The sequence below is a fragment of the Methylobacter sp. BBA5.1 genome, assembly GCF_000746145.1.
GTDB classification, from domain to species: Bacteria; Pseudomonadota; Gammaproteobacteria; order Methylococcales; family Methylomonadaceae; genus Methylobacter; species Methylobacter marinus.
This window is the reverse complement of record NZ_JQKS01000016.1, coordinates 108,522-131,538: the sequence shown is the minus strand read 5'-3', so window position 1 is coordinate 131,538 and position 23,017 is coordinate 108,522. Positions and strand designations below refer to the sequence as shown.

At 54.2% G+C, this 23,017-nt stretch carries 21 protein-coding genes; 18 read left to right on the top strand and 3 right to left on the bottom strand.

The features are described from left to right. Window positions 1-92: 92 nt before the first annotated feature. Window positions 93-329 (bottom strand): hypothetical protein, encoded by a 237-nt coding sequence (locus tag EK22_RS11430; protein WP_036251025.1) that lies wholly within the window; start codon window positions 327-329, stop codon window positions 93-95. A 142-nt stretch (window positions 330-471) separates the two neighbouring features. Between EK22_RS11430 and EK22_RS11425 the strand changes: the two genes are divergently transcribed. From EK22_RS11425 to EK22_RS11415, 3 genes are all read left to right on the top strand, one after another. After that, window positions 472-1,443, top strand: coding sequence for an integron integrase (locus tag EK22_RS11425; protein WP_036251023.1), 972 nt, complete (start codon window positions 472-474; stop codon window positions 1,441-1,443). A 257-nt stretch (window positions 1,444-1,700) separates the two neighbouring features. After that, complete coding sequence (locus EK22_RS11420) at window positions 1,701-2,141, top strand: Hsp20/alpha crystallin family protein (protein WP_027147332.1); 441 nt, start codon at window positions 1,701-1,703, stop codon at window positions 2,139-2,141. Window positions 2,142-2,905: 764 nt separating this feature from the next. Then, on the top strand, window positions 2,906-3,616 hold the full coding sequence (locus EK22_RS11415) for a PEP-CTERM sorting domain-containing protein (RefSeq protein ID WP_036251021.1): 711 nt from the start codon (window positions 2,906-2,908) through the stop codon (window positions 3,614-3,616). Between the two features lie 334 nt (window positions 3,617-3,950). Here EK22_RS11415 and EK22_RS11410 read toward each other — a convergent pair whose 3' ends face one another. Continuing rightward, on the bottom strand, window positions 3,951-6,092 hold the full coding sequence (locus EK22_RS11410) for a M12 family metallo-peptidase (RefSeq protein WP_036251018.1): 2,142 nt from the start codon (window positions 6,090-6,092) through the stop codon (window positions 3,951-3,953). A 528-nt stretch (window positions 6,093-6,620) separates the two neighbouring features. Here EK22_RS11410 and EK22_RS11405 point away from each other — a divergent pair. Then, window positions 6,621-7,127, top strand: coding sequence for a cytochrome P460 family protein (locus EK22_RS11405; protein ID WP_036251015.1), 507 nt, complete (start codon window positions 6,621-6,623; stop codon window positions 7,125-7,127). A gap of 84 nt (window positions 7,128-7,211) precedes the next feature. Here EK22_RS11405 and hemF read toward each other — a convergent pair whose 3' ends face one another. Further along, the gene (gene hemF / locus EK22_RS11400) at window positions 7,212-8,129 is read right to left on the bottom strand and encodes an oxygen-dependent coproporphyrinogen oxidase (protein ID WP_036251013.1); all 918 of its coding nucleotides are present in this window, start codon (window positions 8,127-8,129) and stop codon (window positions 7,212-7,214) included. A gap of 140 nt (window positions 8,130-8,269) precedes the next feature. On the opposite strand from hemF, the gene cysM reads away from it, so the two are divergent. From cysM to folC, 14 genes are all read left to right on the top strand, one after another. Further along, on the top strand, window positions 8,270-9,160 hold the full coding sequence (cysM, locus tag EK22_RS11395; RefSeq protein WP_027147333.1) for a cysteine synthase CysM: 891 nt from the start codon (window positions 8,270-8,272) through the stop codon (window positions 9,158-9,160). Window positions 9,161-9,218: 58 nt separating this feature from the next. Next, the gene (locus tag EK22_RS11390; RefSeq protein WP_051961859.1) at window positions 9,219-11,228 is read left to right on the top strand and encodes an intermembrane phospholipid transport YdbH family protein; all 2,010 of its coding nucleotides are present in this window, start codon (window positions 9,219-9,221) and stop codon (window positions 11,226-11,228) included. Window positions 11,229-11,241: 13 nt separating this feature from the next. Next, window positions 11,242-11,829, top strand: a complete 588-nt coding sequence (locus tag EK22_RS11385; protein ID WP_036251037.1) for a YdbL family probable chaperone protein — start codon at window positions 11,242-11,244, stop codon at window positions 11,827-11,829. 5 nt (window positions 11,830-11,834) lie between these two features. Beyond that, window positions 11,835-13,172: a 23S rRNA (uracil(1939)-C(5))-methyltransferase RlmD gene (gene rlmD / locus EK22_RS11380; protein ID WP_027147336.1), complete on the top strand. Its 1,338-nt coding sequence runs from the start codon at window positions 11,835-11,837 to the stop codon at window positions 13,170-13,172. Window positions 13,173-13,429: 257 nt separating this feature from the next. Beyond that, on the top strand, window positions 13,430-14,041 hold the full coding sequence (locus tag EK22_RS11375; RefSeq protein WP_020159707.1) for a CHRD domain-containing protein: 612 nt from the start codon (window positions 13,430-13,432) through the stop codon (window positions 14,039-14,041). Window positions 14,042-14,202: 161 nt separating this feature from the next. Further along, window positions 14,203-15,501: an MFS transporter gene (locus EK22_RS11370; protein ID WP_036251005.1), complete on the top strand. Its 1,299-nt coding sequence runs from the start codon at window positions 14,203-14,205 to the stop codon at window positions 15,499-15,501. A 47-nt stretch (window positions 15,502-15,548) separates the two neighbouring features. Next, window positions 15,549-16,034 (top strand): L,D-transpeptidase, encoded by a 486-nt coding sequence (locus EK22_RS11365; protein ID WP_020159709.1) that lies wholly within the window; start codon window positions 15,549-15,551, stop codon window positions 16,032-16,034. 64 nt (window positions 16,035-16,098) lie between these two features. Further along, entirely contained in the window at window positions 16,099-16,902 is an 804-nt protein-coding gene (gene truA, locus EK22_RS11360; RefSeq protein ID WP_036251003.1) for a tRNA pseudouridine(38-40) synthase TruA, read from the top strand. Window positions 16,903-16,984: 82 nt separating this feature from the next. After that, window positions 16,985-17,812 carry a DUF2231 domain-containing protein gene (locus tag EK22_RS11355; protein ID WP_036251000.1) on the top strand — a complete coding sequence of 276 codons (828 nt, stop codon included), beginning with the start codon at window positions 16,985-16,987 and terminating at the stop codon, window positions 17,810-17,812. Between the two features lie 164 nt (window positions 17,813-17,976). Further along, complete coding sequence (locus tag EK22_RS11350; protein ID WP_036250997.1) at window positions 17,977-18,603, top strand: phosphoribosylanthranilate isomerase; 627 nt, start codon at window positions 17,977-17,979, stop codon at window positions 18,601-18,603. A gap of 4 nt (window positions 18,604-18,607) precedes the next feature. Beyond that, entirely contained in the window at window positions 18,608-19,810 is a 1,203-nt protein-coding gene (gene trpB, locus EK22_RS11345) for a tryptophan synthase subunit beta (RefSeq protein ID WP_020159713.1), read from the top strand. Next, window positions 19,807-20,610, top strand: coding sequence for a tryptophan synthase subunit alpha (trpA, locus tag EK22_RS11340; protein ID WP_036250995.1), 804 nt, complete (start codon window positions 19,807-19,809; stop codon window positions 20,608-20,610). Before trpB ends, trpA begins: the two co-directional genes overlap by 4 nt. A gap of 109 nt (window positions 20,611-20,719) precedes the next feature. Further along, window positions 20,720-21,706, top strand: coding sequence for an acetyl-CoA carboxylase, carboxyltransferase subunit beta (gene accD / locus EK22_RS11335; protein WP_027147337.1), 987 nt, complete (start codon window positions 20,720-20,722; stop codon window positions 21,704-21,706). A gap of 38 nt (window positions 21,707-21,744) precedes the next feature. After that, entirely contained in the window at window positions 21,745-23,016 is a 1,272-nt protein-coding gene (gene folC, locus EK22_RS11330; protein WP_081917852.1) for a bifunctional tetrahydrofolate synthase/dihydrofolate synthase, read from the top strand. Window position 23,017: the final 1 nt, after the last annotated feature.

The window sequence follows — 23,017 nt, the reverse complement described above, 5'->3', positions numbered from 1 at the left end:
TCTTATATAAAGTCAGATTCGTGATCACCGGGCTTGTCCAACAACCGGTTCAGATTGTGGTTCGCTTTGCTCACACAATCTAACCTTATTCGTTAGGCCTGTGGGTCACGCGACACAAACCTCAAGGGCTCTTCCATTAGCGACCATTGTGGAAGATAGACACGGCCGAATGGTGGGGATTTGAGCATGACCCCAGGTTCTTCAACATTGGTTGCCTGCATTTCCTCCGTTGTGGTGACGATGAACTCAACCGTGCCCGGCGTGCGGCCATTTTCAAGCAGCACGGAATCTCCAACCATGATTTCTGAGCCATCTTCGTACTTGAACATTTGCGTATTCAACTGAAGGCTTAACTATTAAGTAGACACCTTCTCAGGTGTATATAAAATTTAAATCGCAGGTGTATAATGCCACTCTCACAATCCGTTAGGCCTGATATTATAGTAACCACTTATTGATATCAACCTTTTTATGCAGACTAAAAACACACCGCCAAAACTCCTTGATCAAGTCCGCGAGCGTATCCGCGTCAAGCACTATAGCATTCGTACCGAAAAGCAATATGTGCAGTGGATTAAGCGTTTTATTCTGTATCACGGTAAACGCCACCCTCAAGAGATGGGAATGGCCGAGGTGGAGGCTTTTTTAACACATCTGGCGGTGGAAGGAAAAGTATCGGCTTCAACACAAAATCAGGCCTTATCCGCTTTACTGTTTTTGTATAAAGAGGTGCTGTTAATCGATTTGCCGTGGCTGAATAATGTCGTGCGCGCCAAGCAGCCGCAACGTTTGCCGAATGTGCTGACGCGTACCGAGGTGAGGGCGGTGTTGGTGCGGATGACCGGCATCCATGGTTTGATGGCCAATCTCCTGTACGGTACGGGCATGCGCTTGATGGAGTGCGTACGTCTGCGGGTGAAGGACGTGGATTTTGAACGCGGCGAGATTTTGATTCGCGACGGCAAGAGCGCCAAGGATCGGGTGACGATGTTGCCGGAGTCGTTGAAGGCTTCTCTGCAAGCGCATTTGCAACAGCGCCGCGCCTTGTTCGATGATGATGTCCGACTGGGCAAGGCATCGGTTTATTTGCCGGATGCGCTGGAGCGCAAATATCCCAATGCCTCGACTGAATGGGCCTGGCAATATATTTTTCCTTCCGGCAGCTACTCACTTGATCCGCGCAGCGGTGTCGAGCGACGGCATCATATTGATGAAAAACTGTTGCAGCGGGCGATGAAAAAGGCGGTGCAGGCCAGCGGTATAGCAAAGCCGGCCACGCCGCATACGCTGCGCCATTCGTTTGCGACGCATTTACTCGATTCCGGCTATGATATTCGCACGGTGCAGGAACTGCTTGGGCACAAGGATGTACAGACGACGATGATTTATACCCATGTCTTGAACAAAGGCGGGCGTGGGGTGAGGAGTCCTTTGGATATGTAGGGGATTGAGCTTTCTCGACAGGCTTTCTGTCCTTTGCTCTTACCGTTTACATATGTTCACAGCCCACCCCATATTCGACATCCCGACATCCATGCCTGGCTGTTAACAGCATGGCAAGTTCTCGATTCTCCCGGATTAAAAATTTCAGCTTTTTGTGGCTTGAAAAATCGCCAGTTCCCCTTATATCGTCAGTGAATGCCGGACTGAAACGGTTTTCAACGTGTTCTTGGTAAATTTAACTCTATCCGGAGATGATTATGGCTATTACTCGTTATGAACCATGGGGTTTACTGAATCAATTGCAGAAAGAGCTGGAACGGGCGTATGAAGGCGCTGCCGGCGGCGAAGGCTCGATCGCGACGGCCGAATGGGCGCCCGCGGTCGATATCAAGGAAGAAAACGATAAGTATGTCCTGCAGGCCGACTTGCCGGGCGTAAAGCCGGAGGATATCGATCTGAGCATGGAAGAAGGCGTATTGACCATCAGAGGCGAAAAGAAAACCGAAGCCAAAACCGAACGGGAAAACTATAAGCGCGTCGAGCGGACTTACGGCTCGTTTTACCGGCGTTTCAGCTTGCCCGATACCGCCAATGCTGACGGTATCAGCGCCAAATCAAGGCATGGCGTGCTGGAAATCGTCATCCCAAAGCGTGAAGCGGTGCAACCGAAAAAGATTAATGTTGCCTCGGAAGATTAATAACAACGGAGCCTTAGGGCTCCGTTTTTTTTGCCGTTAAAAAAATTATCGATCAATTGTCAGGAGTTTTTACGGTCCCGCTCGAAGCCATTTCAATACTCTTCATCAATTTTGCCTTGTTCTTATGCCTGGAAAGACTGCTCTGGATGGGGTAACGGCTGCTCATCACTCGCTATGGCTTTTCCAGTCCGGACGAATGAACTGCCGGTATTTTTTACAGCTTTTTCAAACGCAATAACGCAGTACTGGCGCATGGCATCCAGCCCTGGAGCAGCTCCAAGTCCCGTCATACGGGGCTGGCAGCGGAAATTCAGCTGGCAAATACGGTTATAACGCTGGCCGATGAGCTGTCGGAAGGCTTTACATATTTATTAACCAGGGCGTGGAACGCTAGGGTAATTTATGATTAACCTATTGTTTTATAAAAAATTATATGATGTCGGTATGGCACGTGCTGTTCCGTTACTGCTGAATATGAGCTGTCGAAGCATTTTACACAATCGTTGACCAGTCCCCGTGGTACTTCAGCTGCCTAATAATTTAATTCATTGATTTCTTAAGCATTAATTGAGTTGGTATGTTGCATGCCTTGATTTTCGATGAATGTCACTTTTCTATCCGGCGAGCGATGAGGGTCAAACGAAGCAGGGATAGAAAAAATAAACCGGAATTAATTAAATTGTGACGGTTTATTTATAAAGGAGGAGGCGGGTGAAGTCAGGTGCAATCGAAACCGCCTTCTTCTTATTTCGGAGAGTAAAACGATGAAACATTTAACGAAAGGGGCGATTGCCGGGATTATAAGCCTGGCTGTTTTCTCGGTGACGGCGCAGGCGGCATTTATTGTGTCCGGGCAGTTAACGGGCGATCCACGTATTGATAATCCGGATAACTTGCTGGTCGATGTCAATATCAATGTTGACGGTAATTTGTCCAACTGGGCTGTTGATATCAATTCTCCGGATCATCCCGATATAAGACTGGATGAATTTTATTTTAATTTAGACGGCGGCATATCAGCCTCGGATATTGATTTTGTCAGCTTTAGCCCAGCCGATTGGGCTGTTACCAGTCCCGCGACAGTTCGAGGCGGAGGGAATTTTACCCCCAACTTTCAATTTCAAGCACTCGATCCGGCCGATCCGCCGAATGCCGAGGATGTCACCAATGCCATTCCTTTAATATTTGATGCCATACTGAACCGGGATTGGGATGCCAATGATTTTTTACTGGCGGATTTCTCGCAGAGTTCCGATACTGTTTTGGGTTCGGGGCAGATGGGGGCTCACGTGCAGTCGCTTCAAACAACTGACGATGTGACAAGTGATAGCGGCTTTGTATTGGGCGAATATATCTCCACCGGCGCCGAGCCGCCGCCAGATGGGAGTGTACCGGAACCGGCAGCCCTTTGGTTGCTAGGTCTGGGACTGTTGGGCTTGGCTGGTTTTTCCCGCGGGCGAAAATCGGGCCATTAAGTTTAAAAAAGCTGATTTTATGAAAGCAAAATAGATTATTATCAAGACGAACTTCAGTAAAACCGCAATGTTTCATGCGTAAAAAAGGGCGCCGAAACGCCCTTTTTTCTTTTAAGAATTTGGCTAAAGATTACTTCCTGAAACTGGAATCCCGCAGAGGGTGCGCTGGCCAACAGCAGGCGGCGCAGTGAGGCGCATCGCTCGCGAACGATGCGCCTCCTGTCGTCGGTACATCTTATGCTTAAACAAGGACATTATTGACGACCAAATCCTAAGCAGCTGCTAAAACGCATTTGGCGAATGAGCAAATAGTCTGCGTAATCTCCGAAGAAAATTATTTTCCTTTTCCAGGGGCGGCATCGCCTACTGCCACTGACGTGCTGCTTCCGGCTATGTTGCCAACCTTGTCAACGGCTTCCACGGTATAAGTAAAAGAGCCCTTGGAACGACCGCTTAACTTGTCGGTATAACTGGTGCCGGTCGTGGTTGCCACGGGGGAGTTGTTGCGTTTGATAATGTAATGAGCGATGCCTGAACCTGAGTCGGTCGATGCCGTCCAGGAAAGGTTCACCTGATTTTTTTTGCTGACAGCCGTCAGGTTTCCCGGTGCGGTCGGCGCTGTTCCATCGACAGTGACTGTCGCCGACCGGGTCGCGCTGGCATGGCCTGTTGCCGATGCGGTTACCGATTTTGTATAAGTCCCGTCGGTGCTTGGCGCCGGGCTGGACCAGGACGTGGAAGTCGAACTCGCCGGGCTCAGTGCGTATGAGCCTAATGCCGTGTTGTCATTGCCTGTCAAGGTGAAAGTGCTGATGCCGCAGGCCGATGTATCCTGATTGGTCAGGGAAATATCAAATTTTATCGTCGCCCCCGGCTTGCTGTATAGAGCGTTCGGCCCCATGGTCAGTGCGGGCGTGTTGCTGGTGCAGGTAGAGGCAACCTGGGCATTGGTGGTGGCGCTGCCGATATTGGAATAGCTTGAATTGCCGTTGCTGTTATAGGCGCGAATACGGTATTGGTAAGTGGTCGATGTCACAAGGCTCGAATCGGTAAACCCGGTTGTGTTGCCGGCGGTTACTGCAAATTCAGCCCAGTTGCTGCCATCGGCGGATCTTTCCAGTCTGAAGCCGGTTTCATCACTGGAGTTGTCGGACCATGTTAAAGCGATTTCGCTGGCGGAAAGCGCTGAAGCGGCCAGGTTACTGGGCGCATTAGGGGTTGTTGAATCAATGGTCGACCTGAATGCGGCGACGATGGCTTTGGTGTTGTTCATCGATAGCGCGTTGTTTTCTGTCGCGGTGCCTGTTGTCTGGCCGGTCGTCAGCGACACGTTCGGATTGGAGAAATAACTGACCCGGGCGCCGCCACTGCAGCTATAGGACATAATCGTTCGGAATCCGCCCGTTTGGCATAGCCGGTAGCCGTAAGAATAATCGTAGGCGCCGGCACTGGACGAATTGGCTTTGTCATGCTGATCGCCCTGGTTATGCCCGAGTTCATGGGCGAGCGTGTTATCGGAAAGGCAGGCATAGGTGGAGTCATCATGCACGACGCCGAATGCGTAAGGTGCAAACGAGGTGCTTGGATTGCTCATCACATAAGCAATGCCGCAATAGTTGGTGTCGGCGGTAACCAATAACACTTGGTCGGCGCCGTATTGGTTGCGCAGGTTATGAACCGCATCCATTTTGCCGTCATTGGTGCCACGCAGGTCGGTCAGACTGGTGGTCATGTTGCCGGTCTCGTTATAGCTGACTTCGCCCATATAAACGACATTGAGCTGCATATCAACCTTACTGTTGATGTAGGCCTGATTGGCTTTTGCTACCGCGTTGGCTATTTTGGCTTCAATACCCGTTTGTCCCGATGCATTGTTTTTTGCTTTCGGCGTATAAACCACCATCAGGTCAATGATTGTGCCGGTGCCGGCGGCGCTGGTGACGGGCTCGTCGGTTGCCAACGGGCCGGCGGTCTGATCGCTGGCGGTTGGCAGGTCTACGGTAATTGTGTCCTCGTTGTTTCTGGGATTTTTACTGGGGTCCACTTGAATGATGTCGTGCCGGTTGTTGCCCTTGGGTTCTATCTCATAGATCTCTTCGCCGATCTGAACGGTGCCGGACATGCTTTGACCGCGAATGGTCAGAAAGACTTCGCTTTCAGGTTCGCCGTCAACATGACCGATCCAGGTACTGCTGCCTTTAACCTTGTCTATCAGTCGGTCGCGTACAGCGGTTACCACAACATCATCAAAAAGATTAAGCGTCAGCGTATCCATCTCCAGCAGATCGGTATGGACGGCAACAGCGCGGTTTCTGCCCTTGACGGCTTTTGCAGGTAATGTTTTGTCCTTGGCTTGCGGCATGCCGAAATTGTCAAACAGATCGGGAGCGGGGCCCCGGCCGGCAGCGCCGGCGGGCGTTAATGAAATTATTGATGAGGCAAGCAGTGACAGGGCGAAAGTATTTTTGAGCTTCATGACAGGAGGTTCCGTTTGGGATTTACATTACAAGTTAAAAGTAATAAACATCTCAGAAAGTATGGGAGTAAAAGGCGTGGAAAAATGAGATGCGAATAACATTTTTGGGTGTTGGAAACCGAATAAACCGTGATGTAAATCTCATTTTTTCAACAATCCGTTGAACAAGCGTGGCAGGGAAAAACCAAAGGGTATCTGAATTTTCTTAAGAAATATTTAAGAATATATATTCCCTGATTTAATATCAAATAATTAAGAAGGGTATTTAGTGTTAAATATCATATAGGACACGGTGTTGAGACCGTTTTGATATTCAGATACATGCCATCTGATCAATTAGGCCAATGGCAATGAGGCCGGATCCGCAAGCAGGCATTCGGCTTGTTGATGAAACGGTATGTAAGCCGACTGTTTTCTGATATAACACTGCAGTTCGAGCTTGTGTTGAAGGGGTGGCCTTTTGACGCGGATTCAAGAAAAGCAACAATAATGCGCAAGTTTAAAAGCAAATCCCGAAATGGAGGAAAGATGAAAAAAACACAGAATCTTAAGCTGAAAGTCTCTTTTGCCGCTGTTTTACTGACGTTGTCGGCAACAGCGATGGGGGACGCCAAGTCCGCGCCAGAGGCCGCCAAGCCGGTGCACGGCGACTATCAGGACTGGCGTTTGCTGTCGGTTTCCCACCGGACCGAGAAAGAAACCCTGCGCGCCATCCTGGGCAACGACACCGCCATAGAGGCCGCGCGTAAGGGTGAAAACAAGCCCTGGCCGGATGGCTCGGTTTTAGCCAAAGTAGTATGGAAAGAGCGCGCGCATCCCAATTGGCCGCAGGCGATCGTTCCCGGTGGATTTGCCGGCGCTGAAGCCATGATCAAGGACAGTAAGAAATATGCCGCTACCGGCGGCTGGGGCTTTGCGCATTGGCAAGACGGCAAGCTGGTCATGCACGAAGAAGCCAAGGCCAAGGAATGTTTTGCCTGCCATACGCCCATGAAGGACAACGATTACGTTTATACCTTCTCCGCGTTGCAATAAGCGTAATCTTAAAAAGCCGGGGTTGAGTCCTGGCAGCTTTATTGCGGGAAGACCAGGCGCTTCCCGCACCACATCCTTTGGGTTTTAGTCGCCGGCCAGCCAGTCCTGCGGTTTCAGATAGCGTTCGTAAAGGCGCGCCTCGGGACTGCCGGGCTTCGGTTGCCAGTTATAGCGCCAGTGGGCAACCGGCGGCATGGACATCAGAATTGATTCGGTCCGGCCGCCCGATTGCAGGCCGAACAAGGTGCCTCTGTCATAGACCAGGTTGAACTCGACATAACGGCCCCGACGGTACAATTGAAAATCGCGCTCCCGGCCGTCGAAAGGCGTGTCCTTGCGTTTCTGCACGATGGGCAGATAGGCCTTGACATAGTGATCACCGACGCTTTGCATAAAAGCAAAGCAGCGTTCAAAACCCCAGTCATTCAAATCGTCGAAAAACAGTCCGCCGACGCCGCGCGTTTCATTGCGGTGCTTGAGGAAAAAATAGTCGTCGCACCATTTCTTGTAGGCCGGGTAGACCTGGTCGCCGAAAGGCTGGCAGGCGGCACGCGCCGTCCGGTGCCAGTGCAGGACGTCTTCCTCGAACGGATAAAACGGCGTCAGATCAAAGCCGCCGCCAAACCACCAGATCGTCGGCTCGCCCGGTTTTTCGGCGATAAAAAAGCGCACATTGGCGTGCGAAGTCGGTACATACGGGTTATTGGGATGGATCACCAGCGACACGCCCATGGCCTGAAACTCGCGATCGGCCAGTTCGGGACGTTTGGCCGTGGCCGAAGGCGGCAGATTAAAGCCCGATACATGGGAAAAATTCACGCCGCCCTGTTCGAATACCCGGCCGTTCGCGAGCACGCGCGTTCTGCCGCCGCCTCCTTCCGGCCGTTCCCAATTATCTTCAATGAACCGGGCTTCGGGTTCCTCGCCTTCCAGGGCGGTGCAGATATGGTCCTGCAAGCCAAGCAGATAGGATTTTACGCGGGCGATATCGTCGGTATTCATAGGCCTAATAAGAAATAGATAATTAAAACAGGCGGAAAATCTATCAGTTTTTGTAGGGAATCGGCAAATAAAAACGGAATCTGTGCGGTCTCTTTTTGTGGGATAATTGGCTCATCCTCTTTTACCTGAATAATACCGCCATGACTTTTCCAACGATTGAATCCTTTGTCGGCAATACGCCGTTAGTCAGACTCCAGCGCTTACCCGGTGCCACCAGTAATACCATTCTGGCGAAACTGGAAGGCAACAACCCGGCCGGATCGGTGAAAGACCGGCCGGCGGTCAGCATGATCAAGCATGCCGAGGCGCGGGGCGAAATCAAGCCCGGCGACCGGCTGATCGAGGCGACCAGCGGCAATACCGGCATTGCCCTGGCGATGGCCGCGGCCATCAAGGGCTATAAGATGACCTTGATCATGCCGGACAATATGAGCGAGGAACGCCGGGCATCGATGAAAGCCTACGGCGCCGAGATTATCCTGACGCCGGCGGCCGGCAGCATGGAGGCCGCGATCGACCTGGCCCGGGAAATGGAGGCGGCCGGCAAGGGCAAGATCCTCGACCAGTTTGCCAATCCCGACAATCCGCGCGCGCATTATGAAGGCACCGGCCCCGAAATCTGGCGCGACACGCACGGTAAAATCACGCATTTCGTCAGCTCCATGGGCACGACCGGCACAATCATGGGCACGGCCAAATACCTGAAGGAGCAGAACGAGGCAATCCGGATCATCGGCGTGCAGCCGGAAGGCGAGTCCAAAATTCCCGGCATCCGGCGCTGGCCCAAGGAATACCTGCCGAAAATTTATCAGGCCGAGCGTGTCGATCGTATTATCGATGTCGATCAGGTCTCGGCTGAGAACACCACGCGAGCGCTGGCGGCCGAGGAGGGCATTTTTGCCGGCATTTCATCGGGCGGCGCCGTATCCGCGGCATTGAGACTGTCGGCCGAAGTCGAAAATGCCGTGATTGTGGTGATTATCTGCGATCGGGGCGACCGTTACTTATCGACCGGTGTCTTTCCGGGCTGAGCCGGGATGGCCAAGCGCCTATGCACTGTTGATGAGGATCCTCCTGGCGATTATATGGATGTTAGCGACGTCGATCGCCAATGCACTGGATGCCGTTTCGGTCAATATCGGCGCCCTTAAGGCCAGAGACTGGCAATTGCAGGGCATTCACATCGCCTTGACGGACCTGGGCAAAAGTCCGCAGCAACTGGCCCTGACTATTGACAAACTGAGCCTGCCCAAGCCTTTCGATGACCTGAACCTGGTCAATATCCGCTGCACGTCTTTCACCTGGCAAAACGAGGCCATGGACTGCGAGCAGGGACGCGCCGAGATCCGTTCGCGGCAGTGGCAATCGCCGTCAGCCGATTTATCCTTTCACATCAAGGAGAACCACAGCACGTTCAAGCTGGCCAATTTGCATTGGGTGGGCGGCCGGTTTACCGTCGAGGGCGAGGAAATCGGCCTGCAATGGCGGCTGAAAATCCGGGCCCGCAGGGCCGATGTCAAACTGCTGCGGGCGATGATCCGGCTGCCGCCCGTGGAACTGCAGGACGGCCGCGTCAGTTTATGGTTCAACGTAACGGGTTCGCACGATACCGTGCACGCCGTCGATGCCGCCGTCGAGGTGAAGGATTTCTCGGGGCAGAGCGTCGATGCGCGCTTTGCCGCCGAAGGCTTGACGCTGTCGACCAGGCTGGAAGCCCGTCGCGAAGACGGGGTATGGCGCTGGCAAAATCATACGGAAGTCGGCGGCGGGGCGATATACGCCGAACCGCTGTTTCTGACGGCAGGCGCGCAGGCGATCGTGCTGGATACGGAGGGTGACTGGAATGGCAAGACCCGCCGGATCGCGATCAAATCGGCCGACTATCACCATCCGGGCGCGGTGAAATTACAGGGCAGCGCGGTTATTCGCTATGACCATGACATCGCCGTCGAACAGGCCCGTTTAACGCTGGCCAGCCAGGATCTGGCGGGGCTGTCGGCGGTTTACCTCCAGTCCCTGTTCGAGGCGACGGCATTGGAAGGCGTATCGCTGTCGGGACGGCTGACAGCCGATTTGACCATCGAACAACAGGCATTGGCCAGCCTGACCGCCGGTTTTAGCGATCTGGATGTGAACGATGAAGCAGGGCGTCTGGCGCTTCAGGGCGGTGCCGGCATTATCAACTGGTCCGGTAACGAAGCCTTTGATCAATCCTCCGAGCTGGTCTGGCAGCGCCTGCAGGTGCGGGCTTTGCCTGTCGGTCCGGCCCGGCTTGCCTTTCTGGCCCGGGCGGGAACTATCACTCTGCTGGAAAAGACCAAGCTGCCTTTTCTGGACGGCATTATCGCCGTCAATGAGTTTAAGTGGCAGGCCAAGCAGCAGGATGCACCCGAAGTTTACTTCGAAGGTGATGTCTATCAGGTATCGCTGGAGCAATTGTCCAGCGCGCTGAACTGGACGCCGCTGTCCGGCACCATCAGCGGCCGTATTCCTGGCGTCGACTACCGCGATAAAACCTTGAGCCTGGGGGGCGAGCTGAACATCAAGGTGTTTGACGGGGAGGTCAAGGTCACGAATCTGGCATCGTCGGGACTGTTTACCGATTTTCCGAGGTTTCATGCGGAACTGGAAGTCGACAACCTGGATTTGGATCAGTTGACGCGGCGGTTTGAGTTCGGCGGCATCACCGGGCGTTTGTCGGGCTATGTCCGGCAGTTATATATGGAAAATTGGCAGCCGGTCAGTTTTTACGCTTGGTTCGGCACGCCCGACGACGACAAATCCCGGCATAGAATCAGCCAGAAAGCAGTCAGGAATATCGCCAGCATCGGTGGCGGCGGCGCGGCCGATGTGCTGTCCAGAAGTTTTCTGCGTTTTTTCGAAACATTCAGTTACGACAAAATCGGCCTGGGCTGTTATCTGCATGACGGAGTCTGTCAGATGATGGGGGTCGAGGCCGCGCCGCAAGGATATTACCTTATTAAAGGTGGTGGCCTGCCGCGGATCGACGTGATCGGCTATAATCCCCAGGTTGACTGGAACGTATTGATAGAGCGGTTGGCACGTATTTCAACCACCGATGAAGTACGCATTGAATAATTGGGAGCAAATCATGAAAAAAATAATAGTATTGGGCGCGTTGATGTTGACCGCTTGTGTAACGATCAATATTTATTTCCCTGCCGCGGCAGCGGAAAAGGCCGCCGATGAAATCATCAGGGGCATTCAGGAAGAGGGCGCGCCAGACGCAACCGAGCCCGAGGCCAGCCTGTCCGTCTGGCAGGTCGCCGTTTTCAGGTCGCTGGACAGCGTTATCAATGTGGTGATTTCGCCGGCACAGGCCCAGGGGGCTGATTTATCGATCAACAGCCCGGAAATCAGGCAGGTGCGAGCGTCTATGGAAAGCCGCTTTTCCTCGTTAAAGCCCTTTTATAATGCGGGTTTTATCGGCATACAGGCGGACGGCCTGTTGACGGTCAGAAATGCCGGTGCCGTACCCTTGCAGGACAGAAACAAAGTCAACAAACTGGTCGCGGCCGAAAATGCCGACCGTCAGCGTCTTTATCAGGCTATTGCCAACGCCAACGGCCATCCCGAATGGGCCGCTCAAATCAAATCAACCTTTGCCGCCCGTTGGGTCAGTCATGCCCAGCCGGGTTGGTGGTATCAATCATCTAACGGAAGTTGGAAGCAGAAGTAATCAGCATGTCACGAAACAGATCGAGAAGAAAGCAGTTGCCGGATACACCGGTCAAAGTCACCATAGCATCCCTGGCGCATGACGGGCGCGGGGTCGCGCATGTCGACGGCAAGGCCGTGTTCATCGATGAGGCGTTGCCGGGCGAAGAGGTCGAGTTTGTCTATACCGAAATTCGCCGGGATTACGCGGAAGGCAAGGTGGTCAATTTGCTGAGCCGCGCCGGTGACCGCGTTGACGCCGCCTGCGCGCATTATGGCGTGTGCGGCGGCTGCAGCTTTCAGCATGTGGATTCAAGCGCGCAAATCCGTATCAAGCAGGACTTGCTGGTCGAGCAGTTCCGGCGCATCGGCAAGGTGGAGATTCCCACCTTGTGGGAACCTCTGGAAGGGCCGCATTGGGGCTATCGGCGCAAGGCGCGCATGGGCGTCAAGTACGTCGCCAAGAAAAATCGCGTGCTGGTGGGCTTCAGGGAAAGACGTCATCCGTATCTGGCCGAGATCGACAGCTGCATCGTCATGCACCCGATCGTAGGCACGCGGCTGACCGCGTTAGGCGAGATGATCGAGGGCCTGACCATCCGCGATAAAATCCCGCAGATTGAGGTCGCGATCGGCGACGACGACTGCGTGCTGGCGGTGCGCGTGCTGGAGCCGCCGACCGATGCCGATAAGGAGCGCATGCGCGCATTCGGGCGCGAGCATCATATGAGCATCTGCCTGCAGCCGAAAGGCCCCGACACCATCGTGCCGCTGGACGGCGAACCGGAAGTCATACCGACTTATGCGCTGCCGGATCAGGACATCGAATTCAAATTCAGGCCGGCCATGTTCACGCAGGTCAATTACGAAATCAACCGGCAGATGATCAACCGCGTGCTCGATACGCTGGATCTCAACGAGAACGACACGGTGCTGGACCTGTTCTGCGGTCTCGGCAATTTCACGCTGCCGATGGCCCGAAAAGCCGGCCGCGTCGTCGGTGTCGAAGGCGATCTGCCGCTGGTCAAGCATGCCCGGGAAAACGCGCGCCATAACGGCATCGAAAACGTGGAATTCCATGCCGCCGATTTAAGCAAGGATATCAGTGATCAGCCTTGGGCCAACCGCAAGTACAACAAGATCATGCTGGACCCGTCCAGGGCCGGCGCTTCGGAAGTGCTGCACCATTTCAAAAAATGGTGCCCCGAGCAGATCGTCTATGTATCCTGCAATCCCTCGACGCTGGCCCGCGATGCCGGCATTCTGGTCAATGAGCTCGGTTACAAGCTGATCAAGGCCGGCGTCATGGATATGTTTCCGCAGACTGGGCATGTGGAATCGATCGCCTTGTTTGAGAAGAAATAGCGTCTAGAGCCGTTTTGCATGGCCTGCAGGCCGGGGCCAGGCAACAAAAACCCAGCATTCGAGTTTTTGTATGCTGGGTTTTTGTTAGGATGACTATCCAGTCGGCAGACTAATTGTCGGGTCAATAAATTTTACACTTTAATGCGCGGCTAATGCTGAAATCGAGTATTAAAATATAATGAAAACATAGGCTTGATTAATGTGGTTCGAAATGTGCTTTCTCTTTAAAACCCCCAATAAATTTGGCAGGAGGAAGCATGAAAAAAATTCTCGTTTTTATAACACTGGCGACAACCCTGTTATTTGCCGCCCCTTTTAGTCACGCGGCATTGGTTAAATTTAATGCCGACCTTGATGGCCCAAGCGAGTTTCCGGTCAACAATTCGCCAGGTACCGGTTTTTCCTCGGTCGACTTCGATACAATCGCGAATACGTTGCGCGTGCAGATTGAATTCGCCGATCTTCTCGGAACAACGGTCGCCGCCCACATCCATTGCTGCGTTTCCCAGTTCGCCCAGCCGTCGACTGCCGGGGTTGCCACGGCGGTGCCGTCTTTTCCCGGTTTTCCATCAGGGGTGACGGCAGGAACCTATGATGAGGTGTTCGATTTGACGTTGGCTTCATCGTTTAATCCGGCCTTCATCACGGCGAATGGCGGCACGGTGGCGGGCGCGGCGGCGGCTTTAACCGAGGGCATGCTGGCCGGCGAGTCTTATGTGAACATTCATACGACGGAATTTTCCGCTGGCGAGATCCGTGGCTTTCTGCAGGTTGAGCAGGTTCCTGAACCAGAGTTGGCGGGCCTCCTCGGTTTGGGATTGGGTTCTCTTCTGGTGTTGCGGCGCCGCAGGCACATCGCTCTGTTTTAGCGGCAACAGCTTTGCGGCCACCTAAGGCGAACAGCCAATGGTGGCCAAAATCGCGCCGATATTCGTCTGCGTAAACCAGGCTGAGCAGTGGCTTGCCCTCGGCGCTTACCGGGTATGTAATCAGAGTTTCGTTCATGGCATACAAAAAGTTAGAATAGGCCATGAAAATACAAAATACCCCGCCTTCCATTGCCCATATTGCCTTCGCCAGCTTTATCGGCACCGCGATTGAATTCTATGATTTCTATATCTATGCAACGGCTTCGGCACTGGTGATCGGGCGCGTGTTCTTTCCGCAGAGCGAGCCGGCGGTTCAGTCCTTGAGCGCATTTCTGACATTTGGTATCGCCTTTATCGCGCGGCCATTGGGGGCGGTGCTGTTCGGTCATTTCGGCGACCGGATCGGACGCAAGGCGACGTTGGCGGCATCACTGTTGTTGATGGGCGTGTCCACGCTGCTGATCGGTTGCTTGCCCGGTTATGACACGCTGGGTGTGTGGGCGCCGGTCGCGCTTTGCCTGTTGCGCTTCGGGCAGGGGCTGGGGCTGGGCGGCGAGTGGGGCGGGGCGGTGCTGCTGGCCACGGAATACGCGCCTGCCGGCCGCCGAGCCTGGTACGGCATGTTTCCTCAGTTGGGGCCGTCCGTGGGGTTTTTGCTGGCAACGCTGAGTTTCTGGCTGCTGGCAGTTAATTTAAGCGATGCGGATTTCCAGGCCTGGGGCTGGCGTCTGCCTTTTCTGGCCAGCGGCTTATTGGTGGCAGTGGGCCTGTATGTGCGTCTGAAACTCGCCGAAACGCCCGAGTTTTCGGCGCTTTTGCAGCAGCAGGCGCCCTTGAAAATGCCGCTGACGGTGTTGCTGAGCCGGCATCTGCGTGCCGTGCTGCTGGGCGCACTGGCGATGGTGGTCTGTTATACGCTGTTTTATACCGCGACCGTATTCTGCCTGAGTTACGGGACTAATACGTTAGCGATCTCACGGCCATTGTTTTTAGGCATGTTGTGCGTGGCCATCGTCTTCATGGCGCTGGCCACGCCTTTATCGGCCTGGGCCAGTGACCGGTTCGGGCGCCGTCCGGTATTGATGATCAGCGGTTTTGCCGCCATCCTGTCGGGTTTTGCGCTGGCTCCGATGCTGAGCAGCGGATCAACGCTGCAAATCACGCTGTTTTTGTCGCTGTCGCTGTTCCTGATGGGGGCGACTTTCGCGCCAATGGGCGCTCTGCTGCCCGAGTTGTTTCCGGTAGCGGTGCGCTATACCGGTGCCGGCGCGGCCTATAATCTCGGCGGTATTCTGGGCGCATCGTGCGCGCCGTATATTTCGCAGTTGCTGGTCAATCAGGGCGGACTGGCCTGGGTGGGCGGCTATGTTTCGGCGGCCGCGGCCGTCAGTTTTTTAGCGGTATGGCGTATCGGGGAAACCCGGGCGCAGGTTATGAGCGAATGCTACGAGTTAAGGTAAGGAACGTGAATTTTATAATTCCCATTCCTAAAAATTCAGGTGTGCGTATGAAACCCGATTTGTTTCTGGAGATTTCAATCAGCCAGCAACAGCTGAGTATCATTGACAACGGACAGATTTTGCAACGTTATGCCGTATCCACGGCCAAAAATGGCGCCGGTGAGCGTCGGGGCAGTGAGTGCACGCCGACGGGCTGGCACCGGGTCCGGGCGAAAATCGGCGCCGGTCAGCCGTTGCATGCGGTGTTTGTCGGCCGGCGGCCGACCGGTGAAATTTACAGCGCCGAACTGGGCCGGCGGAATCCGCGGCGGGACTGGATATTGACGCGCATTCTGTGGCTGGGCGGACTGGAGCCGGGAAAAAACCGTTATGGAGATGTCGACACGGCCTGGCGCTATATTTATATCCACGGCTGCCCCGACGAATTGATGAACGGCAGGCCGGAATCGCACGGTTGTATTCGCATGAACAATGCCGATGTGCTGGATTTGTTCGAGCGTGTGGAGGCCGGGATGCCGGTTTTTATTTATTGATGATAAGCGAGTGTAGTTTGAGTTTGTGTGATAGCGGCGGGCTGATTGCCCGCGGGAGCCTGAAATGACGCGTATCGTTTTAGGCGTGGAATATGATGGCGGCGGCTTTTCGGGATGGCAGTGGCAGCCTGACAAGCGCAGTATTCAGCAGACCCTTGAGCAGGCCTTGTCGAAAGTCGCGGCTCAACCGGTGACTGTGACCTGTGCCGGCAGGACCGATGCCGGTGTGCACGCTTTTGAGCAGGTTGTGCATTTCGATGCCGAGGCGAAGAGGGATCTGCATGCCTGGATGCTGGGCGGCAACAGCAATCTGCCGCATGATGTCAAAATCACCTGGGTCAAGCCGGCGGTAGGCGATTTTCATGCCCGATACAGCGCCGTCGCGCGGTTTTACCGCTACATCATCCTGAATCGTCCAGCCAAGCCGGCCTTGCAGTATGGTCGGGCGACCTGGTGCTATAACCCGCTGGATGCCGACAAAATGCATCAGGCGGCGCAGTATCTGATCGGCAATCACGATTTTTCCTCGTTCAGGGCGCAGGGTTGCCAATCCAAAAGTCCCTGGCGCATCATGCACTTTATCGATGTCTATCGGCGTGACGATCAAGTGATCATGGATATTTCCGCCAATGCGTTTTTACACCATATGGTCAGGAATATCGCCGGCGTGTTGATGGCCATCGGCATGGGCAAGCAGTCCGTGGACTGGACCCGCGAGCTGCTCGAGGTGAAAAGCCGTAAGCTGGGCGGTATCACGGCGCCTCCCGACGGCCTGTATCTGGGGGCGGTTTATTATCCTGAGCACTACGGTATTGCCAAACATCCGGTCTTTGATAAATTGCCGGCCGATGCCAAACGTTTTGACTGATTTAATGGTCTAATCAGGTTTTTTATCTGATTTGCAATTATCAATATTTCAGGTTAGTGTCTTTTTTCTGTGAATTACAATTATGATTGATGTGAGTAACTTTTTATCTTTCCAGGTTCATGGCGGCGGCGATCACGGCGGCGGCGTTGCGGATGGCGTGGCCCATTTTCTCAGTTTTATCGAAGGGTTGTTAAGCAAGGAACCAGCGGAAATTTTTCCGGCCATTATGCCGGGATTGACCGGCATGCATAATATTCATCCTCTGCTGGTGCATTTTCCCATCGCATTGTTATCAATTTTCCTGATTCTGGATATTGCCGGTACACTGGCGAGAAGAACGCGATGGCGTGAGGTGGCCAGCTGGTTTCTTTACTTGGGGACCGTGGCGGCCGGGCTTACCGTTATAGCCGGCTTTATTGCCGCGGGTTCCGTGGCGCATGGCGGGAATGTCCATGACATTATGGAACGCCATCAGCAGTTTGGCGTTGCGGTGCTGATTCTGGCGGTTGTGCTTTCGGTTTGGCGCGTTGCAAGCGGCGGCGTGATTCGGGGCGCGGCAAACGGTCTTTTTCTGACGCTGACGGGCTTGCTCTGCGGATTGATGGTGCTGGGCGCCGATCTGGGCGGGCTGATGGTTTATAAATACGGCGTCGGCGTCGAGGCCGTCAAGCCGCCGGATGATGGTCATGTGCATGAGCATCCGAATGCGGACGCCGGGCATGGACATGCGGGTGATGGCCTTATGACAGATCACGAGCCTGAAGAGGCTGGCCATGTGCATGAGCACGAACATACGGAAGAGGGTCGTACGCACACTCACGAGCATGCGGAAGAAGACCATGTGCATGACCATGAGAATACGGCACATGATCATGGGCCGGCGGAGGATGCTCATGATCACGCGCACTGATTTTATAATGTTGCGTTATCAAACACGAGGCTGACTTATGTCAGCCTTTTTTATGAGGCTCGCGATTGTTTAGTAACGAATTCTTTGTATATTGCAGGCGCCACCGGTGCTGTTTTATGTTATTCTAGGCGGCTGGTTTTTTGAACAAATTCTCATATCACTTTATGCGAACTCGCGTTAAAATTTGCGGCTTTACCCGTGCTGAAGATGCCGTTTATGCCGCTCAATTGGGTGTCGATGCGATTGGCCTGGTTTTCTATCCGCCCAGTCCCAGAAATGTTGATATCGAGCGCGCGGTTGAAATCGTCAATGCCTTGCCGGCATTCGTTTCCGTCGTGGCCTTGTTCGTCGATGAACAGGAGGCGCGGATACGTGAGGTATTGGATCGGGTGCCGGTCGATTGCCTGCAGTTTCATGGCGATGAGCCGGACAAGGCTTGCCGGATTTATGGCAAGCGCTATATGAAAGCGGTCCGTATGCGGGAGGACATTGATATTGCCGCGCTGGCGCGGCGCTATCATGATGCGGCAGGGTTGCTGCTGGATGCCTGGCATCCGGATGCCAAAGGCGGAACAGGAAGCCGGTTCGACTGGGATTTGATTCCGCGCCAGTGCGCTTTGCCAATTGTATTGGCGGGCGGATTGGCCGCGGACAATGCAACGCAGGCTGTACAGGCGGTAAGGCCGTATGCGCTCGATGTCAGCAGTGGCGTGGAGGCGGGAAAAGGGATTAAGGATGCGCTGAAAATGGCGGCATTTTTAAGAGCAGTTAATGAGGGTGACAAAAGTTAATAACATGACAGAAAAATATAATATGCCCGATGAGCGGGGACATTTCGGCCCTTACGGAGGAATGTTTGTAGCAGAAACATTAATACCACCGATTCAGGAATTAAATGCGGCCTATCAACGGTATTTAACAGATCCGGAGTTTATTGCCGAACTGGATGCCGATCTGCAGCATTACGTCGGCCGCCCTTCGCCTTTGTACCATGCCGAGCGCTGGAGCCGCGAACTGGGCGGCGCGCAGATTTATTTAAAGCGCGAAGACCTTAACCATACCGGCGCGCATAAGGTCAACAATACGATTGGCCAGGCCCTGCTGGCCAAACGCATGGGCAAGACGCGCATCATCGCCGAGACCGGCGCCGGCCAGCATGGTGTCGCGACGGCAACAGTCGCGGCAAGGCTGGGGCTCGAGTGTGTGGTCTACATGGGTGCTGTCGATGTGGCGCGTCAGGCGTTGAACGTTTACCGCATGAAGTTATTGGGTGCCAAAGTCGTTGCCGTCGAGTCCGGCTCGAAAACCCTCAAGGATGCGCTGAATGAAGCGCTCCGGGACTGGGTCACCAATGTCGATAACACGTTTTATATTATCGGCACCGTGGCCGGCCCCCACCCTTATCCCGCCATGGTCCGGGATTTCCAGGCCATTATCGGCCGCGAAGCCAAACAGCAATGCCGGGAAATGACCGGGCGTTTGCCCGATGCGCTGGTCGCCTGCGTCGGCGGCGGCTCCAATGCCATCGGTTTATTCTATCCGTTTATCGACGATGCCTCGGTGAAAATGTACGGCGTCGAGGCGGCCGGCGACGGCATCGAATCGGGCCGGCATTCCGCGCCGCTGTGCGCGGGTCGTCCGGGGGTGCTGCACGGCAATCGCACGTATCTGATGGAAGACGATGACGGCGAAATCATTGAAACGCATTCGATTTCGGCCGGCCTGGACTATCCGGGCGTGGGGCCGGAGCATGCCTGGCTGAAAGATATCGGCCGGGCGCAGTACGTCAATATTACCGACAATGAAGCATTGGAAGGGTTTCATGCCCTGACGCGCATGGAAGGCATTATTCCGGCTCTGGAATCCAGCCATGCCATGGCCTATACCATGAAGCTGGCGCCGACCATGAAAAAGGACGAAATCATCATCGTGAGCCTGTCCGGTCGTGGCGATAAAGATATGCATACGATGGCACAACGCGAGGGCATAGCACTGTGAGCCGATTAGCCGCTAAATTTGAACAACTTTCTAACGCCGGCCGCAAGGCTTTGATTCCGTTTATCACGGCCGGCGATCCGCACCCTGAGTTTACCGTGCCGATGATGCATGCGATGGTTAAGGCCGGCGCCGATATTATCGAGCTGGGCGTGCCGTTTTCCGATCCGATGGCTGATGGTCCCGTTATTCAGCGGGCCAGCGAGCGCGCGCTGGCCCATAAAATGAGCTTGCGCAAGACGCTGATGCTGGCTCTGGAATTCAGGAAAACCGATCAACAAACGCCTTTGGTATTGATGGGGTATTTAAATCCCATCGAAGCCATGGGCTATGAGAATTTCGCCAATGCCGCCCAGGAAGCTCAGATTGACGGCGTATTGACGGTCGATCTGCCGCCCGAAGAGGGCGAGGAATGCATGGGCTTGCTCAAGGCGCGCGGCATCGATCCGATTTTCCTGCTGGCGCCCAACAGCAGTGAGGAGCGCATCAGGAAAATGGACGCCCTGGGCAGCGGTTATCTTTATTATGTGTCCCTGAAAGGGGTCACCGGCGCAGGCCATTTGAATACGGCCGATGTTGAAAACAAGCTGAAACAGATCAGGGCTAATACCCGTTTGCCGGTTGGCATCGGTTTCGGCGTCAAGGATGCAGAAACGGCCAGGACTGTTTCAGGAATAGGCGACGGTGTGGTTATCGGCAGTGCTCTGATCAGTAAAATTGAAGCGAATCTGCATGATCCCGAACGGGCCAGGGTTGAAATTGTTGAGTTGCTGGCTGCCATGCGCCAGGCGATGGATAGTTGAGGCCGGGGTTGGAAAGTAATTGCAGACGGTTGCCGGTTGGTAATCGAATGTCATGGTTTACCTCGAGCCGATTTGCCATACATGCATATGATGAAGCGCTACGGAGCGTATAATAATGAGTTGGTTTAAGAAATTAGTCCCTTCGACAATCCGGATAGACGGGTCGAATAAAAGAAATACCGTGCCGGAAGGCTTGTGGAACAAATGTCCCAGTTGCAGTGCGATTCTTTACAACAGCGAACTGGAGAGAAACTTCAGTGTCTGCCCGAAATGCGAGCATCATCTGCGCATCTCGGCCAGAACGCGTCTGAATATGTTCCTGGATGAGGAAGATCGCGAGGAAATCGGCAAGACCGTCAAACCTACCGATCCCTTAAAATTCAAAGACAGCAAGAAATATAAGGACCGGATTGCGCAAGCGCAAAAGCAGACCAAGGAAACCGATGCGCTGGTGGTGATGAAAGGCAAGCTGAAAGGCAAGGACATCGTTGTTGCGGCTTTCGATTTCAGTTTCATGGGCGGATCGATGGGCTCGGTCGTCGGCGAGCGGTTTGTCCGCGGCGTCAACACGAGTCTGAAGCTTGGCGTACCGTTTGTCGTGTTCACGGCCAGCGGCGGCGCGCGTATGCAGGAATCGTTGTTCTCCTTGTTCCAGATGGCGAAAACCAGCGCGGCCTTAACGAAATTATCCGAAGCCGGCATCCCCTATATTTCCTTCATGACTGATCCCACCATGGGCGGGGTGTCGGCAAGTCTGGCCATGCTGGGCGATATCAACGTGGCCGAGCCCAAGGCGCTGATCGGCTTTGCGGGGCCTCGGGTCATAGAACAGACCGTCCGCGAGAAATTGCCTGAAGGTTTTCAACGCAGCGAATTTTTGCAGGAGCATGGCGCTATCGATATGATCATCGACAGGCGAGAGATGCGCGATAAAATTGCCAGCATCCTGTCCATGCTGATGGCCGGCAGGGCGGAGACCGTCGTAGAGGTACCGGCCGAGCCGCAGGCGGAACCAGTTGCTCCGGTTGAGCCGGAAACAGAGATTGCCGAAATTGAAACGTTTGCCGATAGTCCTCAATCCGAGCAGGAAGCGTAATTTCCCTATGCCTATCGGTATCCAGGCATTATCGGCTAATGATGCATTTTGATTCGTTGGAAGGCTGGCTGACCTGGCAAGAAAGCTTGCATCCGCTGACAATAGATTTGGGATTGGATCGGTCGTCCCGGGTTTTTCACGCGCTTAATCCCGATGGGATCAAACCGCCAACCATTACGGTTGCCGGCACTAACGGCAAGGGCTCGTGCATCGCTTATCTTGAAGCCATCTACAGAGCGCAAGGCTATCGCGTCGGTGCTTATACTTCGCCGCACATTCTGAAATACAACGAAAGAATCAAGATAGACGGTAAGCCGGTATCGGATGAACTGATTTGCGAGGCCTTTTCCAGAATTGAAGCGGTCCGCGGCGATATTTCGTTAAGTTATTTTGAATTCGGCACGCTGGCGGCACTGGATATTTTCCGGCGCTCGAATCTGGATGTCCAGTTGCTTGAAGTCGGCCTGGGCGGGCGTCTGGACGCGGTCAATATCATTGATCCCGATGTGGCGCTGATAACGAGCATCTGCATTGATCATGTCGATTGGCTGGGCGAAACCCGCGAAGCGATAGGCAGGGAAAAAGCCGGTATCTTCCGGGCCGATACTCCGGCCATCGTCGGCGATCCCGAGCCGCCGGCATCATTGGCGCAGGTGGCGGTCGACCAGCAGGCGCGGCTCTATTGCCTGGGCAAGGATTTCGGCTATAAAAAACGAGCGGCCGGATGGGACTGGTTTGCCGGCGATCGCCGGTTGCCCCAATTGCCTGAACCGGGGTTAAAAGGCGAGCACCAGTTCCGCAATGCCTCGTCGGCAATTTTAGCCGTGGCCGAGTTAGCCGGCGCATTGCCCGTCAGCGATGCCGCGATTCGGCAAGGGCTGGAGAAAGTCCGGCTGGCCGGCCGCTTTCAATTGATCAATGATGAAATTCCGGTATTGCTGGATGTGGGGCACAATCCCCAGGCGGTAAGAACGCTGGTTGATTATGTGGCCGCGACTTTTCCCGGCAGGCGCATTCATGCCGTGTTTTCCATGATGAAAGACAAGGATATCGCGGGCGTTATTGAAATCATGCGTCCTGTGATTTTTAACTGGTTTTTCGCGCCCTTATCCAATCCTCGGGCGGCTACGGAACCTCTAATGCGCGAGATTTTCGCGCAAAGCTCGGTGACTAATGTATTTTTCGGTTTTAAAGGTTTTGCCGAGGCTTTCGATGCTGCAAAAACCCAATCCCAGAAAGGCGATCTGCTGCTGGTTTTCGGCTCGTTCTTTCTGGTATCTGATTGCCTGGCTGAATTTGAAAAAAGGTGAG